General features: G+C 50.3%; 18 protein-coding genes. 7 read left to right on the top strand and 11 right to left on the bottom strand.

Annotated features, from left to right (window positions below):
• Window positions 1–191: 191 nt before the first annotated feature.
• Complete coding sequence (locus HV345_RS09795; protein WP_016153474.1) at window positions 192–416, top strand: DUF2594 family protein; 225 nt, start codon at window positions 192–194, stop codon at window positions 414–416.
• 66 nt (window positions 417–482) lie between these two features.
• Here the strand turns inward: HV345_RS09795 and sdiA are convergent, their stop codons facing one another.
• From sdiA to HV345_RS09750, 9 genes are all read right to left on the bottom strand, one after another.
• Window positions 483–1,205 (bottom strand): transcriptional regulator SdiA, encoded by a 723-nt coding sequence (sdiA, locus tag HV345_RS09790; protein WP_016156833.1) that lies wholly within the window; start codon window positions 1,203–1,205, stop codon window positions 483–485.
• A gap of 231 nt (window positions 1,206–1,436) precedes the next feature.
• Window positions 1,437–2,189, bottom strand: coding sequence for an L-cystine ABC transporter ATP-binding protein TcyN (gene tcyN / locus HV345_RS09785; protein WP_003030477.1), 753 nt, complete (start codon window positions 2,187–2,189; stop codon window positions 1,437–1,439).
• Entirely contained in the window at window positions 2,186–2,854 is a 669-nt protein-coding gene (tcyL, locus tag HV345_RS09780; protein WP_003030474.1) for a cystine ABC transporter permease, read from the bottom strand. Before tcyL ends, tcyN begins: the two co-directional genes overlap by 4 nt.
• A gap of 21 nt (window positions 2,855–2,875) precedes the next feature.
• Window positions 2,876–3,862 (bottom strand): D-cysteine desulfhydrase, encoded by a 987-nt coding sequence (gene dcyD, locus HV345_RS09775; RefSeq protein ID WP_104651509.1) that lies wholly within the window; start codon window positions 3,860–3,862, stop codon window positions 2,876–2,878.
• A gap of 106 nt (window positions 3,863–3,968) precedes the next feature.
• A complete protein-coding gene (tcyJ, locus tag HV345_RS09770) occupies window positions 3,969–4,769 on the bottom strand; it encodes a cystine ABC transporter substrate-binding protein (protein ID WP_016156835.1) in 801 nt (266 codons plus the stop codon).
• Window positions 4,770–4,869: 100 nt separating this feature from the next.
• Window positions 4,870–5,421: a flagella biosynthesis regulatory protein FliZ gene (fliZ, locus tag HV345_RS09765; RefSeq protein WP_016153478.1), complete on the bottom strand. Its 552-nt coding sequence runs from the start codon at window positions 5,419–5,421 to the stop codon at window positions 4,870–4,872.
• Between the two features lie 57 nt (window positions 5,422–5,478).
• Window positions 5,479–6,198 carry an RNA polymerase sigma factor FliA gene (gene fliA / locus HV345_RS09760; protein WP_016153479.1) on the bottom strand — a complete coding sequence of 240 codons (720 nt, stop codon included), beginning with the start codon at window positions 6,196–6,198 and terminating at the stop codon, window positions 5,479–5,481.
• Between the two features lie 196 nt (window positions 6,199–6,394).
• Window positions 6,395–7,597, bottom strand: a complete 1,203-nt coding sequence (gene fliB, locus HV345_RS09755; RefSeq protein WP_181636560.1) for a flagellin lysine-N-methylase — start codon at window positions 7,595–7,597, stop codon at window positions 6,395–6,397.
• Window positions 7,598–7,675: 78 nt separating this feature from the next.
• On the bottom strand, window positions 7,676–8,959 hold the full coding sequence (locus HV345_RS09750; protein WP_181636559.1) for a FliC/FljB family flagellin: 1,284 nt from the start codon (window positions 8,957–8,959) through the stop codon (window positions 7,676–7,678).
• Window positions 8,960–9,214: 255 nt separating this feature from the next.
• Between HV345_RS09750 and fliD the strand changes: the two genes are divergently transcribed.
• From fliD to amyA, 4 genes are all read left to right on the top strand, one after another.
• On the top strand, window positions 9,215–10,615 hold the full coding sequence (gene fliD, locus HV345_RS09745) for a flagellar filament capping protein FliD (protein ID WP_049269556.1): 1,401 nt from the start codon (window positions 9,215–9,217) through the stop codon (window positions 10,613–10,615).
• A 15-nt stretch (window positions 10,616–10,630) separates the two neighbouring features.
• Window positions 10,631–11,038, top strand: coding sequence for a flagellar export chaperone FliS (gene fliS, locus HV345_RS09740; RefSeq protein WP_046669996.1), 408 nt, complete (start codon window positions 10,631–10,633; stop codon window positions 11,036–11,038).
• On the top strand, window positions 11,038–11,409 hold the full coding sequence (gene fliT, locus HV345_RS09735) for a flagella biosynthesis regulatory protein FliT (protein ID WP_003030458.1): 372 nt from the start codon (window positions 11,038–11,040) through the stop codon (window positions 11,407–11,409). The genes fliS and fliT overlap by 1 nt, the downstream gene beginning before the upstream one ends.
• A 68-nt stretch (window positions 11,410–11,477) precedes the next feature.
• Window positions 11,478–12,965 (top strand): alpha-amylase, encoded by a 1,488-nt coding sequence (gene amyA, locus HV345_RS09730; RefSeq protein WP_181636558.1) that lies wholly within the window; start codon window positions 11,478–11,480, stop codon window positions 12,963–12,965.
• A gap of 40 nt (window positions 12,966–13,005) precedes the next feature.
• Here the strand turns inward: amyA and yedD are convergent, their stop codons facing one another.
• Window positions 13,006–13,419, bottom strand: a complete 414-nt coding sequence (gene yedD, locus HV345_RS09725; RefSeq protein ID WP_016153484.1) for a lipoprotein YedD — start codon at window positions 13,417–13,419, stop codon at window positions 13,006–13,008.
• A 185-nt stretch (window positions 13,420–13,604) separates the two neighbouring features.
• On the opposite strand from yedD, the gene yedE reads away from it, so the two are divergent.
• Together yedE and yedF are read left to right on the top strand one after the other, a co-directional pair.
• The gene (gene yedE / locus HV345_RS09720) at window positions 13,605–14,810 is read left to right on the top strand and encodes a selenium metabolism membrane protein YedE/FdhT (RefSeq protein ID WP_019077070.1); all 1,206 of its coding nucleotides are present in this window, start codon (window positions 13,605–13,607) and stop codon (window positions 14,808–14,810) included.
• A complete protein-coding gene (gene yedF, locus HV345_RS09715; RefSeq protein ID WP_000790504.1) occupies window positions 14,807–15,040 on the top strand; it encodes a sulfurtransferase-like selenium metabolism protein YedF in 234 nt (77 codons plus the stop codon). Before yedE ends, yedF begins: the two co-directional genes overlap by 4 nt.
• 45 nt (window positions 15,041–15,085) lie before the next feature.
• Here the strand turns inward: yedF and fliE are convergent, their stop codons facing one another.
• Window positions 15,086–15,400 (bottom strand): flagellar hook-basal body complex protein FliE, encoded by a 315-nt coding sequence (gene fliE / locus HV345_RS09710; protein WP_094169300.1) that lies wholly within the window; start codon window positions 15,398–15,400, stop codon window positions 15,086–15,088.
• Between the last annotated feature and the right edge of the window lie 13 nt (window positions 15,401–15,413).

Genomic DNA, 15,413 nt, shown 5'->3' with positions numbered 1-15,413 from the left:
CGAGTAAAATACTCGAAATAAACAACAGATGGAGAAAATATATGCAGTGCAACATGTTGTTTATTTTAATGTCCGCGGCTTATGTTTGCGCAGAAAACAACCGCTGATATTTTTAGCCTCGCTTATGGTATACTCCGGCGCCTTAAGATTTGACATCGCACTTTTTCATTGAAACATAACGAGGAAAATAAATGAGTACGCCTGACTTTTCCACTGCTGAGAATAACCAGGAACTGGCCAACGAAGTCACCTGCCTGAAAGCCATGTTAACGCTGATGCTGCAGGCAATGGGCCAAGCCGATGCAGGGCGCGTGATTCTTAAAATGGAAAAACAGATCGCGCTGATTGAAGATCAATCACAGGCTGCGGTATTTTCCAGCACTGTTAAGCAAATTAAACAGGCCTACCGCCAGTAATAAGAACCCGGCTGACAGCGATGCTCTCAGCCGGGTTTGCGTCTGACACTCAGAACGATAATTTACTCAGATCAGCCCGGTTGCCGCGGCATAACAGGCGATCTGCGTTTTGTTGGGTGCATTAAATTTCTTTTGCATATTTTTCTGGTGAAAGTTAACGGTATTTTCAGAAATCGACAGAATTATCGCTATCTCTGAAGAGGTTTTCCCCTCTGCCGTCCATTTCAATATCTCTTTTTCCCGCTTGCTAAAGCGCATCTCTGGCGCCATGACCATGTCATCTTGCAGCCGCGTCAGTACCGACAAGCTTTCCCGCACCAGCAGTTGCATCCTGAGCTCTACCTCATCGTTTGCAAAGCGACTATTACGGACACTCGCACGCGATACCGATAAAAAACCCAACGCCCGATTAGGCAACATTAAGCATTGCGTCATCCCTTTACGTAAACCGTGATTGCGCGCGGCATCCCACAGGGGCTGTGCATCGCGAAATAAGGTATCGTTCCAGGGTAAATGCCCCTGACTGAAGTTTTCAGGCTTCAGCACCGGATCAATAGCGAAATAATTCTCGGACTGATAATGCGCCACCCATGCTTTGGGATAGGTCGTGTGAAGCGACGTTTTAGGTCGGGTAAAAGGTACGGGATGACGAACACAGAGCGCGTAAAAATCGAACTCTAAATGCTGCGTCTGTTGTTGTAATTCATTATAGACATCCTCTGCCGTCGCCATTTCCTGAAAGCGTAACAGCATGCTCCGTCGCCAGGTGAAGAAATCATGACCCTGCATACTAAGTGGTAATACCCCTGAGATTGATAATCATCCAAACATATGAAACAAGCTAACACATAAATGTATTTTATATATGCAAATTATCGGACAAATGAACAATTACTTGAGCATTACTCAACAACGGCAGGAAGTAACAGTATTGGGAGTTAATAATAAAGCAATAATTATAAATAGTTATGCGAACAGCACTCGCCAAAAAACAATTTCGACGAGTGCTGCATGCACTATTTATTGCATCAGAAACTTTTCAAGAAACTGACGGGTTCGCGGTTGCTGCGGATGCGTGAATAAGGATTTAGCTGGCCCCTGCTCCACTATCCGTCCTTGATCCATAAATATCGCCCGATCGGCAACGTCGCGCGCAAAGCTCATTTCATGCGTCACTATCACCATGGTGCGTTTTTCCTGCGCCAGTTGGCGGATGGTATTAAGTACCTCACCAACCAGTTCAGGATCAAGCGCGGAGGTCGGTTCATCAAAAAGAATAACCTCAGGTCGCATCGCCAACGCCCGGGCAATAGCCACGCGCTGCTGCTGCCCGCCGGACAAACGCCGCGGATAGCTGGTTTCTTTACCAGCTAACCCGACTTTCGCCAGCAGTTCGCGCGCTCGGGCTGTCGCTTCGGCTTTCGGTTCGCCTTTAACAATCACCGGACCTTCAATAATGTTTTCCAGCACCGTGCGATGCGGGAACAAATTAAAGTTCTGGAACACAAAGCCCACGTGCTGGCGCAACTGACGAATCAGACCTTTCTGCTGAGTTAACGAACGCGCGGTATCAATGGTAATCTCACCCACCTTAATGGTGCCCGCCTCGGGTTGCTCCAGCAAATTAATGCTGCGCAGCAGCGTAGTTTTGCCCGAACCGCTCGGCCCGATAATCGCCACAACTTCACCGGGTTTGACGTCAAGATCGATCCCATGCAGCACCGTTTGCCCATGGAATTTTTTGACCAGGTTTCTGACTTCGATAGCACTCATTTCGGCTCTCTCTCCTGGCGGTTCAGTTGCTCTTCAAAATAGTTTTGCAGTGCAGAAAGCACCGTCGCCATCACCCAATAAATCAACGAGGCTGCCAGATACATCGTGAATACCTCCAGCGTACGCGAGGTAATCAACTGCGCCTGACGGAACAGTTCCGGTACCTGAATAGTCGCGGCCAGAGAGGTGTCTTTCACCAGGCTGATAAAGCTGTTACTCAGCGGTGGGAGCGCAACCCGCGCAGCCTGCGGCAGGATTGCCCGGCGCATGGTTTGCCACCGCGTCATACCAATACTGGCACCCGCTTCCCACTGCCCTTTGTCGATGGAGGAGATTGCCGCACGCAGCGTTTCCGCAGCGTAGGCCGCCGTATTAAGCGATAAGCCAATCATCGCCGCCGGAATAGGATCAAGCTCAATACCAAACTGCGGCAGACCGTAATAGATCATGAACAGCTGGGCAATCAACGGCGTTCCGCGAAAGATAGAGATATAAAAGCGCGCCAGCCAGCGCACAGGCAGCAGCGGCGACAGACGCATCAGCGCCAGGATAAACCCCAGCACGAGGCCAAAGAACATCCCACCGATACTCAGTTGCAGCGTAAACACTGCGCCCTTGAGCAGATACGGCAGAGAATCAATCACCAGTTGGATACTTTCATGCATTAGCGTTTTTCTACCTGGTCGTTACACGTGAGGATGGTAGGCAAACAGCGCAGGTGCCCCACCAGTATGAATAAAGAGAATTGGCCCTTCATCCTTGAAGCGTTTCTGGCTGATGCCATCAATCAGACCCGCCATCGCCTTGCCGGTATACACCGGATCCAACAAAATGCCTTCCAGACGCGCCAGCAGTTTTACCGCCTCCATGCCCTCTTCGTTTGGCGTACCGTAGCCCGGCGCATAATAATCGTCCCATAACAGGATTTCCGCTGAGGCCGTCAGTTCCAGCTCCCGGGCAATATCCTGCTGCAGTGCAACAACTTTGGGCTTTTGATCCGCCACGCTGCGTGAGACGGTCACGCCGATGAGTTCGACGTCTGGCATCAATTGCTCCAGGCCCACGGCCAGTCCGGCATGGGTTCCCGCACTGCCCGAGGCCACCACTACGGAAGAGAGCGAAACGGCCCCTTCACACTGTTGGGCAATTTCCAGCGCGCTTTCCACATAGCCCAGCGCACCCAGTGCATTGGAACCCCCAACCGGGATCACATACGGGCGGAACCCTTGCGCTTCAATCCGCGTCGCCAGCTCCTGCAGCTGTGCATTCGGATCGGTCAGCGCATCGCACATTTCAATCTGCGTATTAAACAGGTCCAGCAGCAGACGGTTGCCATTGGTGAGATAGTTTTCGGCAGTGGTGCCTATCGGATTTTCCAACAGCGCCACGCAGTGCAGGCCAAGCTTAGCGGCGACCGCCGCCGTCTGGCGAACGTGGTTAGACTGAATCGCACCCGCGGTTATCAGCGTATCCGCGCCTTCACGCAGCGCGTCTGCTGCCAGAAACTCCAGCTTACGCAGCTTATTGCCGCCCATAGCCATCGGCGTGACGTCATCGCGTTTAATGAAAATATCGCGCCCGAGATAATCTGAGAGGCGCGGAAGATATTCGAGTGGCGTTGGCGCGCCAATAAATTCCAGACGTGGAAAGCGCGTTAAATTATGCAGCGGCATACAGCCTCCGGTATTCGTTGTTGTGATGTTCTTTTATTATGCACGTTCAGGCGCAATGAAATAAAAAAAGGCGCTGTTAAAGGCGCCTTTTTTCATCAGATGACGATTATTTCGTCACATCTGCTCCAAACCATTTTTCAGACAGGGCTTTCAGCGAACCGTCTTTCTGCATTTCAGCAATGGCTGCATCCACCGCTTTCAGCAGATCTTCATTGCCTTTACGCAGCGCCACGCCGGACTCCTGGCGGGAGAATGCTTCACCGGTAACGGCCAGCGTATCCTTGGTTTTTTTCACCAGATCCAGCGCGGCCAGACGGTCAACCAGGATGGCGTCGATACGACCTACACGCAGATCCTGATATTTGGTCGGGTCATCATCATAGGTACGAATATCCACACCCTGCACGTTCTGGCGCAGCCACTCTTCATAGTTGGTTCCCAGACCCACGCCGACTTTTTTACCTTTCAGATCGGCAGCAGTCTTAATAACGCCTTCATTGCCTTTCTTCACCAGCGCCTGGATACCAGAGACCGTATACGGGGTAGAAAAATCGTATTTTTTCTTACGATCATCAGAGATAGTCACCTGGTTGATGACCACGTCAATGCGTTTGGAGTCAAGAGAAGCCAGCATACCGTCCCATTTGGTCGGCTTCAGCGTGGCTTTCACCCCAAGATGCTTGGCCAGTTCCTCGGCGAACTCCACTTCGAAACCGGTCAGCTTGCCGTCATCGCCCTGAAAACTAAACGGGGGATAGGTCCCTTCCAGGCCCACCAGCAGCGTGCCGCGCTCTTTAACTTTATTTAACAGACCTTCATCTGCATAAGTCTTCACGCTCATTCCGGCGACAAGTGCAACAGCCATTACACCCATCAGAGCCTGACGTCCCAGAAGTGCTAATTTCATAGTTACCCCGAATATTGTCATTAGTGACTATCATTTATGACTACAGTGTAAAGCGTTTGCCGTGATCCACAAACACGACTCTGTTACACCTTATTCGTTTTTAATATATATCAGAACTGGCTGTCCAGGAGGATTTCTGCATATGTCCCATATGCGTATGGGCTTTAAACTGCTCGTACTTACGCAAGGCGATGCGGTAATTGTTGGTGCTGGTTTCCGGTAGCCACGGGGCAAGGTTTTCGTCGAGAAACCCTTCCTGCAGCAGATCGTGAGAGATATTTTGTTCGGTCAGATGATTCCCGAGGCGACGCAGGCGAACGACGTATTCGCGTACCGTGCCGTGACTCATTTCGGTCTGCTCGAATAAAAATTGCTTGAAGCCGATAATGTCAAAAAAGTCGCTCTGCTCTTTGCAGTGCAAATCACCGCAAAAACGACACAGTGCCACCCACTCTTTTTTCTCCTGTTCCCACTCTGCTTCATTCAGCAACGTGTCCAGTCGGGCGATGGCGATTTTATTCACAATTTGCCCGCGGCGAACCAGTGTGATCCTGTCGAGCAACTTAAAGCAATGGGCGCAATGCGTCTGGCTGTGTTTGAAATCTTTGAGGTAGCGGCTTAGAGGCCGTCTTTTTGATTGCTGCACCGTCATGAGAACTCCTGGTAGTCAATTCGTAATGCGGCATTGTTCAGGGGTAATGATGTACCCCTATAGCTTACCCAGCTTGGTGCGTAGACGTTTGATGGCCTGACTGTGCAACTGGCTAACCCGTGACTCCCCCACTTCCAGTACCGCGCCAATCTCTTTCAGATTCAGCTCTTCCTGGTAGTACAGCGTTAACACCAGCTTTTCGCGTTCCGGCAACGCTTCGATCGCGTCCATCACGCGCTGGCGGAGGTTACCCTCAAGTAGCTGCTGTAACGGGTTTTCCTGCTGATGTTCTTCCGTCACCAGCTCAATACTATCGCCATGCTCTTCCCGCCACTCGTCGTAGGAGAAGAGTTGGCTATTATTGGTATCAAGCAACATCTGACGATACTCTTGCACAGGAATAGCCAGACGCTCCGCCACTTCGGTTTCCGTCGCGTTACGCCCTAATTCCTGCTCCAGTTGCCCCATCGCCTGTGCCACTTCGCGAGCATTGCGCCGAACGCTACGCGGCACCCAATCCCGGCTACGTAGTTCGTCCAGCATCGCCCCACGAATACGCTGCACTGCGTAAGTGGTAAATGCCGTTCCTTGCAAAGCGTCATATCGGTCGACTGCATTCAATAACCCGATGCCGCCCGCTTGTAGCAGGTCATCCAGTTCTACGCTCGCCGGCAAACGCACCTGAAGGCGCAATGCTTCGTGACGCACCAACGGTACATAACGCTGCCACAGCGAGTGTTTATCCATTACACCTTCAGCGGTATACAGTGAATTCACGATAAACAGCCCTGCGTTAAATGAGTTATCGGCATGATTATCCGTTTCTGCAGGGGGTTCTATCGGAGGAATAAGACTATAAAAGAAGGGTTATTTCACTTATGTAGCTGATGGCGTTATTTCGAATAAGAAATAATCAAGAATAAATCAAATAGTTAGCCTGCGAGAGATGCGTTTTCACGCATCCCCGTTAAAATTATGTCAAGAGATGAATCATCGACAGGTCATCACCTGTTCTGACGGTCTCGATGTGCTTGTGGAAGTTTTCATGCACGGTAGGATTATGCTGACTTAGTGAATGGAAGCTGTAGACGATATTGATCGCATCTTCCTTCTCCAGGTACGTTCTTTCGTAGGCGCTCGCGGCGATCAATATTTTGATAAAATAATACTCAACGCTGATCATGTACAGGGTACGTAGTGGATCTACATTTTTTTGATTCGGGAAATTATTCTCCCAAATCTTATACAAAATGAAATTTTTAAGATCGAACCTAGCCTCACCCTGCTGTTCATAAACCTTCTGCCATGTGGACTCAAGTTTAGCGACCCCCTCCCCAACAGAGTGATTTTCTTCTTGGGTCAATGTTCTCAGGAGACACTGGATATAATAGTTGAGCACTCCATTAGCACGGCTTACCGGAAGACTGCGGAAATAATCCTGAAGCAAGAGCACTAAAGTGACCTTAACATTGTTATCCGCTGAAAATGCCGACAATTCTTCTTTTAACTCACCTGACTGAATCTGGGTCAGCAGCGCGTGATACATAGGTTCAATCTCAGCCAACGAGGTATTATCAACCGACTGAAATTTCTCGATAAACAGTGTAAACTTAATCAGCGCATAAAATCCGGCGTTGATATCACGCCCAGCCTGATCCACAAGACCTAAACAAAAAAGATTCAACAATTTTTGTTGTTGAGAAAGTACTGGCATAGCATTAGCTTTGGGCTTAATGATACTTTTTTCATTCAAAACCATTGCATGTGGATCTGTTAATACAATACTTGTGACTTCTGGACATGATAAACTCATCGCTTTTCTTACATCATTTTTATAAACGCGCTCAATACGTGGATATGTCTGACAGGTCGTACTTAGCGCCTGAGCTCCCAGCGTTTTTTGTACCTGACACAGACTCTCTTCGGTCAGATAAGGACAGTTTCCAGTGTCATCGGCAAGTTTAATCACCCCCCATTGCGCAATATCTTTTTTAAGCAGAATAATATTCTCTTTGGCAATGTTCTTAATGATCTCATTTTTACTGGAGACATATTTATTCACCGTTGCCTTATCCAGATGTATATCCCAGCCCTTACAGCAATGCTCTCGGCATTGCGAGCCAGAGCACTGAAACATATTCACAAAATTGGGTTCGGTAACGGTAATTTCTTGCATTCTTCAGACTCCAGTATAGAAAAAAGGCAGCTTTCGCTGCCTTTATTGTCTCAATGACTGAGTAACCCAATCGATGGATTAACGCAGTAAAGAGAGGACGTTTTGCGTGGTCTGGTTAGCCTGTGCCAGAACAGAGGTACCCGCCTGCTGCAGAATCTGCGCACGAGACATGTTAGACACTTCGGTCGCATAGTCGGAATCTTCGATACGGCTACGGGCAGAGGACAGGTTGTTAACAGTGTTACCCAGGTTGGTTACGGCAGACTCAAAACGGTTCTGCACCGCACCCAGGGAGCTACGGAATTTGTCTACATCAGACAGAGCAGCATCAATTTTCTTCAGCGGGTCAAGGCTGATGTCTGGAGTAACAACACCACCAGCACCTGCTGTTTTAGTCGCCACACCGGCTGCATCAAAGGTAACACTTCTGTAAGTTCCGGCTGCTTCTTTTACTGCAAAAACAGTTTTATCTGAAGAGTCTTTATAAGAAATCAGGCTCTCATCATTTGCTAAACCAGTTCCATTATACTGTACATCTTTCTGGATTTTAGCTACTTCATTACCAACTACTGCAGTAGCCGCTGCGGCAGTTTTTGCTGTGCCTGTTAATGCTGTTGGATCATAACTAATTTTACCCGTCTTATTATCAACGGTTGCAGAATAGAACTCAGTGCCTCCATCTTTAATAACATATCCACCACTAGTCGGATCTTTATAAAGTTTAGGTGTACCATTCCACGTTACAGCAGTACCTGAAGATGGTGACATGAGAGTAGCATCAACAGTTACATCAGCCGATACAGTAGCCCCTTTATTTACTGTCGTAGCAATTTTAGTCACATCTAAATCATTAAGCTTCAGCGTTTCGCTATTGATTTTTTTCAGATCAATAGTAATTGTTTCTCCATCTTTCGCGCCAACCTGAATAGTCAGTTGACCATCCTGGTTCAGAACTTTTTTACCGTTGAAGTCGGTTTGCTCGGAAACACGGTTGATTTCTGCCAGGCGCTGATTAATTTCGTCCTGGATAGAAGACAGGTCGGAATCAGAGTTGGAGCCGTTCGCTGCCTGTACGGACAGTTCACGAACACGCTGCAGGTTGTTGTTGATTTCAGACAGCGCGCCTTCAGTGGTCTGTGCAACGGAGATACCGTCGTTGGCGTTACGGGACGCCTGAGTCAGACCTTTGATGTTAGCGGTGAAACGGTTTGCAATCGCCTGACCAGCAGCATCGTCTTTCGCGCTGTTGATACGCAGACCAGAGGACAGACGCTCGATAGCGGAGCCCAGAGCGGACTGAGATTTGTTCAGGTTGTTTTGGGTCAACAGCGACAGGCTGTTTGTATTGATGACTTGTGCCATGATCTTTTCCTTATCAATTACAACTTGATGTTATTGGGCTGTTGCCCACGGTTTCTCACCGTAACCCATGTATCGGCACCTTAATTTCGAACTTTAGAAAATTTTTACTTTCTGTCGTTTTTTTTCTTAGCCCGCGAAATACCCTCTATATGCACCACTATTCCGCGCATTATTTTGACAAAACTATCATTAAACTTTGCGCGCAGATTGCCGATAACCCGCATAACAATTGTTTGCAATCACAAGGAATCGGGCATGGCTTCATTTACATCATTAGGCGTAGGCTCAGGCTTACCACTGGACACGTTGCTAAACAACCTGACTATTGCTGAGAAAAAACGTCTAAATCCAATTACTCAGCAACAGACCGACAATACTGCCCGTCTGACGGCTTACGGTACGCTGAAGAGTGCGCTGGAAAAGTTCCAGACGGCCAATACCGCGTTAAATAAACCGGAGTTGTTCAGAAGCAGTAATGTGACGAGCAGTACTGAAGACCTGAAAGTCACCACCGAAGCAGGCGCGGCACCGGGTATTTATACCATCAGCGTCACGCAACTGGCGCAGGCACAATCGCTGAGCACCACATCGGTGGCCTCAAACAAAGAGGCTCTGGGTGATGGCTCCGCCACGCGCACCATTAAAATTGAGCAGCCGGGCCGTAAAGAGCCGCTGGAGATTAAACTCTCCCAAGATAAGACCACGCTGGATGATATCAGCAAGGCAATTAACGATACCGATAGCGGTATCTCCGCCAGTATCGTGAAGGTGAAAGACGGCGAGTTCAAACTGGTGCTGACCGCAGCAGAAGGTCTGGACAGCAAGATGACCATCTCTGTTGAGGGCGACAGCAAGCTTAACGATATGCTGGCTTACGACAGCACGACCGGTACAGGAAAAATGACTGAGCTGGTTCAGGCCCAGAACTCCAAGCTCACGATGAACGGTATCGATATTGAACGTCAAAGCAACAAAGTCACCGATGCCCCGCAGGGTGTTACGCTGGAACTGACCAAAAAAGTTACCGACGCGCGCGTAACGGTGACGAAAAGCAATGAGAAAGCCACGGAAGCGATTAAAGGTTGGGTGGATGCCTATAACTCACTGATCGATACCTTTAATACGCTGACCAAATATAAAGCCGTAGATGCAGGTGCGGAAGGTCAGGACAAAGACAACGGCGCGCTGGTCGGTGACAGCGTAGTACGTACGATTCAGACAGGCATTCGTGCACAGTTTGCTAACTCCGGTGCTGAAGGTGCCTTTAAGACACTGAATGAAATCGGCATCAAACAAGATGGCAAAACCGGCAAGATGTCCATCGATGATACCAAGCTGAAAAAAGCGCTGGATGAAAACACCGCCTCTGTTCGCGAACTGCTGGCTGGCGACGGTAAAGAAACCGGCATCACCACCAAAATTGCCGCTGAAGTAAAAAGCTATCTCGCCGATGACGGCATTATCGATAATGCGCAAGACAGCATTAACGCCACGCTGAAAAAACTGACCAAACAATATCTGTCAGTTAGCGCCAGCATTGACGACATGGTTGCGCGTTATACGGCGCAGTTTACCCAGCTTGATAGCATGATGAGCAAACTGAATAACACCAGTACCTATCTGGGCCAACAATTTACAGCGATGAATAAATCCTGATAACACGAGGTAAGCATGTATACCGCGAGCGGTACCAAAGCCTATGCACAGGTCAGCGTGGAAAGCGCCGTGATGAGCGCCAGCCCACATCAGCTGATTGAAATGTTGTTTGATGGCGCGAACAGCGCCCTGGTGCGCGCTCGCCTGTTTATGCAACAGGGTGATATCGTCGCCAAAGGTGAAGCGTTAAGTAAAGCCATTAATATTATCGACAATGGCCTGAAGGCAGGACTTGATCAAGAGAATGGCGGCGAAATCGCCACCAATCTGTCTTCTCTGTACGACTATATGATTCGCCGTTTACTGCAAGCTAACTTGCGTAATGATTGTCAGGCCATTGAAGAAGTCGAAGGGTTACTCGGCAACATTGCAGATGCCTGGAAACAGATCTCACCGAAAGCATCTTCCCAGGAGTCTCGTTAATGACCTCAGCCGTGGAGTTTATCAACCGTTGGCAGCGCATCGCGCTGCTCAGTCACTCACTGCTGGAACTGGCGCAGCGCGGTGAATGGGACCTTTTACTGGAACAGGAAGTTACCTATCTGCAAAGTATTGAAGTGGTCATGGAAGAGCAAACTCCACCAGGCATTACGCGAAGTATTCAGGATTTAGTGGCCGGGTACATTAAACAGACGTTGGATAACGAACAACTGCTCAAAACATTGTTGCAGCAGCGTCTGGATGAACTCAGCAATCTCATCGGTCAGTCGACGCGCCAAAAGACGCTAAATAACGCTTATGGCCGTCTTTCCGGCATGCTGTTAGTTCCCGATGCCCCCACTGCCCCACAATAAATTCCCGTCTCGTCTGAATAATCTTCCATACTCCAGAGGTCGGCCAAACGACTTCTGGAGCACGGAAGATGAAAAATCCCACGTTATTGCAGTATTTTCACTGGTATTACCCCGAGGGCGGTCAACTCTGGCCCGAACTTGCCGAACGCGCAGGTGGACTCAATGACATCGGTATCAATATGGTGTGGTTACCTCCCGCTTATAAAGGCGCATCCGGCGGCTATTCCGTTGGCTACGACTCCTACGATCTGTTTGATCTGGGCGAATTCGACCAAAAGGGAACCATCGCTACCAAATATGGCGATAAAAACCAGCTGCTGGCGGCGATAGACGCGCTAAAACACAATGATATTGCCGTACTGCTCGACGTGGTGGTTAACCACAAGATGGGTGCAGATGAAAAAGAGCATATTCGTGTCCAGCGGGTTAACGCCGAAGATCGCACGCAAATAGACGATGAGATCGTCGAATGCGAAGGCTGGACGCGCTACACCTTCCCTGCCCGCGCGGGCCAGTACTCGCAATTCATTTGGGACTTTAAATGCTTCAGCGGTATTGACCATATCGAAAACCCAACCGAAGACGGCATTTTTAAAATCGTGAACGACTACACCGGCGAAGGCTGGAACGATCAGGTTGATGATGAGTTGGGTAATTTTGATTATCTGATGGGCGAAAACATAGATTTTCGCAATCACGCGGTCACCGAAGAGATCAAATACTGGGCGCGTTGGGTGATGGAGCAAACCCAGTGTGACGGCTTTCGTTTAGATGCCGTGAAACATATTCCGGCATGGTTTTATAAAGAGTGGATTGAGCATGTGCAGGAAGTCGCCCCCAAGCCGCTGTTTATCGTCGCGGAATACTGGTCGCATGAAGTCGACAAGCTGCAAACCTACATTAATCAGGTGGAGGGGAAAACCATGTTATTCGACGCCCCTTTGCAGATGAAATTCCACGAAGCCTCCCGTCAGGGACGCGATTACGACATGAGTCAGATTTTCACCGACACCCTGGTGGAAGCCGATCCGTTTCATGCCGTCACCCTGGTGGCCAATCACGACACTCAGCCCTTGCAGGCGCTGGAAGCCCCTGTCGAACCGTGGTTTAAGCCGCTGGCCTATGCGCTGATCCTGCTGCGCGAAAACGGCGTACCGTCAGTGTTTTATCCTGACCTCTACGGGGCGCATTACGAAGACACTGGCGGAGATGGCGAAACCTATCCTATCGACATGCCGATCATCGAGCAGCTTGATGAACTGATCCTCGCGCGCCAGCGCTTCGCGCACGGGGTACAGACGCTCTTTTTCGATCATCCTAACTGTATCGCTTTTAGCCGCAGCGGAACGGACGAGGATCCCGGCTGTGTGGTGGTAATGTCAAACGGCGATGACGGGGAAAAGACCATCAATCTCGGCGCCAATTACGGGAATAAAACCTGGCGTGACTATCTGGGAAATCGCGAAGAAAGCGTGGTCACCGATGAGAACGGTGAAGCGACGTTTTATTGTAACGGCGGTAGCGTCAGCGTGTGGGTGATTGAGGACGTGTTGTAAAGCTCAACCCCGGTGGCCGTGGGCTACCGGGGCGTATAGCTTATGGCAGTGGCGTGGCCAGCGGCGTTTTCTTTAACGCGTCAGCACATTCCTGCGTCGGGCGGTCGACCCGCTGCAGCGTCATACCGTCATATTCCAGCGTATTGCCTTCACGCTCAATCTCATACAGCTCGCGTTTCACCGTCACGTTGGTGAGATCGCCAGAGATCATCGTCAGTTTCCCCGGCAGCGCGATCACTCGCTGCCACTGGCGACAATCCAGCGTGTCGCCCTCTTTTGTTACCACCAGGCTGGCAATCGCTTCCGGGCTCACCAGACTGCGTTGCGGACCTTTTGACTGCCAGTATCCTTCCAGACCGGCTGGCGCTGGCGTTTTCACCACGTCGTTATAATTTTCTACTTCGGCGCATCCGGTAAGCGCCAGAAATACAGCAACGATTGCTAATTTTTTCATCATTCATCCTGCATGCGAAGAAAATGGGATTGTGGCATTAAAGGCCTGATGTCGCCAGCCTTTCGGCAGCGTCGAGAAAGATTGATCCAGACGGTGTTACCTCCTATTACTCATAGTCAAAAATTCTGATCGGTGTAGTATCCACACTTCTTGTTACATACCTTCTGAGTTCAGAGGCACAACGCATGTCATGGCAACACTTCAAACAGGCCTGGTTAATTAAATTTTGGGCCCCCGCCCCTGCGGTCATCGCAGCGGGTATTCTCTCTACCTACTATTTCGGCATTACGGGAACCTTCTGGGCCGTTACCGGCGAATTCACTCGCTGGGGTGGTCAAATCCTACAACTGTTTGGCGTTCACGCCGAAGAATGGGGATACTACAAGCTGATCCATCTCGAAGGCTCACCCCTGACCCGCATTGACGGCATGATGATCCTCGGTATGTTCGGGGGCTGTTTTGCTGCCGCATTGTGGGCAAACAACGTCAAATTACGCATGCCGCGCAGTCGGGTGCGCATTATGCAGGCGATCGTCGGCGGGATGATTGCCGGATTCGGCGCCCGGCTGGCAATGGGCTGTAACCTGGCCGCATTCTTCACCGGTATTCCACAGTTCTCGCTACACGCCTGGTTTTTCGCCCTGGCAACGGCTATTGGCTCATGGTTTGGCGCACGCTTTACCCTGCTGCCGATGTTTCGTATTCCGGTCAAAATGCAGAAAGTCTCCGCCGCTTCTCCGTTAACGCAAAAGCCAGATCAGGCCCGTCGCCGTTTCCGCCTCGGCATGCTGGTGTTTATCGCCATGATCGGCTGGGCGCTACTCACTGCAATGGATAAACCCAAACTTGGTTTGGCCATGCTGTTCGGCGTTGGGTTCGGGCTGCTGATTGAACGGGCGCAAATCTGCTTCACCTCCGCCTTCCGCGACCTGTGGATTTCCGGTCGCACCCATATGGCGAAAGCGATCATCTTCGGGATGGCGGTCAGCGCCATCGGTATCTTTAGCTACGTACAACTGGGCGTCGAGCCTAAAATCATGTGGGCAGGTCCGAATGCGGTGATCGGCGGCTTGCTGTTCGGCTTCGGCATTGTTCTGGCGGGCGGGTGTGAAACGGGCTGGATGTACCGCGCCGTTGAAGGCCAAGTGCATTACTGGTGGGTGGGTCTGGGCAACGTTATTGGCTCGACCATTCTGGCCTACTACTGGGATGATTTTGCTCCCGCGCTTGCCACCAATTGGGACAAAGTGAATCTGCTCAACACCTTCGGCCCGCTCGGTGGCCTGCTGGTAACCTATCTGCTGTTATTTACCGCGCTGATGCTCATCATCGGCTGGGAAAAACGCTTCTTCCGTCGCGCTGGGCTGACGCCTGCCAAGGAGTCTGTATGAAAAATATTGTGCCTGATTATCGCCTCGATATGGTCGGCGAGCCGTGTCCGTACCCGGCTGTCGCCACACTGGAAGCGATGCCGCAATTGAAGAAAGGTGAGATTCTGGAAGTGGTGAGCGATTGCCCGCAGTCAATCAACAATATTCCACTGGATGCGCGTAATCACGGCTACACGGTGCTGGATATTCAGCAGGATGGTCCAACGATTCGTTATTTAATTCAGAAGTAATGCGATTCTCCCGTTGCCCGACGCAGCGGGAGAATGTTCGGCTTGCTACACCTGCATCGACATCACTTCCTGATACGCCGACACCAGTTTGTTGCGCACCTGGATCCCCATCTGCATCGATACCGACGCTTTTTGCATATCGGTCATCACATCGTTCAGCGCAATACCCGGTTCACCGAGGGTAAATTTCTCAGCCTGCACACGGGACGCGGTTTGTACATCGCTGATCCTGTCTAACGCCGCATGCAGTTGACCGGCAAAGCTCACGGTCGGTTGTGGCTGCATATCCTGCATTTTTGCTGACATCGCCGTGGTCTGTAGCTGGCCGATGACCCCTTCAATCCCCTGTATTGCCGACATTCTGATCCCCTGG

It is taken from the genome of Citrobacter sp. RHBSTW-00986, assembly GCF_013783065.1.
Classification (GTDB): Bacteria; Pseudomonadota; Gammaproteobacteria; order Enterobacterales; family Enterobacteriaceae; genus Citrobacter; species Citrobacter braakii.
The sequence above is the reverse complement of the archived record's forward strand: the minus strand, read 5'-3'. Positions and strand labels throughout refer to the sequence as shown.

Coding starts and splice junctions, on each gene's coding strand:
- fliT (WP_003030458.1), top strand. CDS start 11,038: ATGACCTCAGCCGTGGAGTTTATCAACCGTTGGCAGCGCATCGCGCTG.
- HV345_RS09750 (WP_181636559.1), bottom strand. CDS start 8,959: ATGGCACAAGTCATCAATACAAACAGCCTGTCGCTGTTGACCCAAAAC.
- dcyD (WP_104651509.1), bottom strand. CDS start 3,862: ATGCCGCTGCATAATTTAACGCGCTTTCCACGTCTGGAATTTATTGGC.
- tcyN (WP_003030477.1), bottom strand. CDS start 2,189: ATGAGTGCTATCGAAGTCAGAAACCTGGTCAAAAAATTCCATGGGCAA.
- fliE (WP_094169300.1), bottom strand. CDS start 15,400: ATGTCGGCAATACAGGGGATTGAAGGGGTCATCGGCCAGCTACAGACC.
- yedE (WP_019077070.1), top strand. CDS start 13,605: ATGTCATGGCAACACTTCAAACAGGCCTGGTTAATTAAATTTTGGGCC.
- amyA (WP_181636558.1), top strand. CDS start 11,478: ATGAAAAATCCCACGTTATTGCAGTATTTTCACTGGTATTACCCCGAG.
- sdiA (WP_016156833.1), bottom strand. CDS start 1,205: ATGCAGGGTCATGATTTCTTCACCTGGCGACGGAGCATGCTGTTACGC.
- tcyJ (WP_016156835.1), bottom strand. CDS start 4,769: ATGAAATTAGCACTTCTGGGACGTCAGGCTCTGATGGGTGTAATGGCT.
- tcyL (WP_003030474.1), bottom strand. CDS start 2,854: ATGCATGAAAGTATCCAACTGGTGATTGATTCTCTGCCGTATCTGCTC.
- yedF (WP_000790504.1), top strand. CDS start 14,807: ATGAAAAATATTGTGCCTGATTATCGCCTCGATATGGTCGGCGAGCCG.
- fliD (WP_049269556.1), top strand. CDS start 9,215: ATGGCTTCATTTACATCATTAGGCGTAGGCTCAGGCTTACCACTGGAC.
- fliB (WP_181636560.1), bottom strand. CDS start 7,597: ATGCAAGAAATTACCGTTACCGAACCCAATTTTGTGAATATGTTTCAG.
- fliZ (WP_016153478.1), bottom strand. CDS start 5,421: ATGACGGTGCAGCAATCAAAAAGACGGCCTCTAAGCCGCTACCTCAAA.
- fliS (WP_046669996.1), top strand. CDS start 10,631: ATGTATACCGCGAGCGGTACCAAAGCCTATGCACAGGTCAGCGTGGAA.
- HV345_RS09795 (WP_016153474.1), top strand. CDS start 192: ATGAGTACGCCTGACTTTTCCACTGCTGAGAATAACCAGGAACTGGCC.
- yedD (WP_016153484.1), bottom strand. CDS start 13,419: ATGAAAAAATTAGCAATCGTTGCTGTATTTCTGGCGCTTACCGGATGC.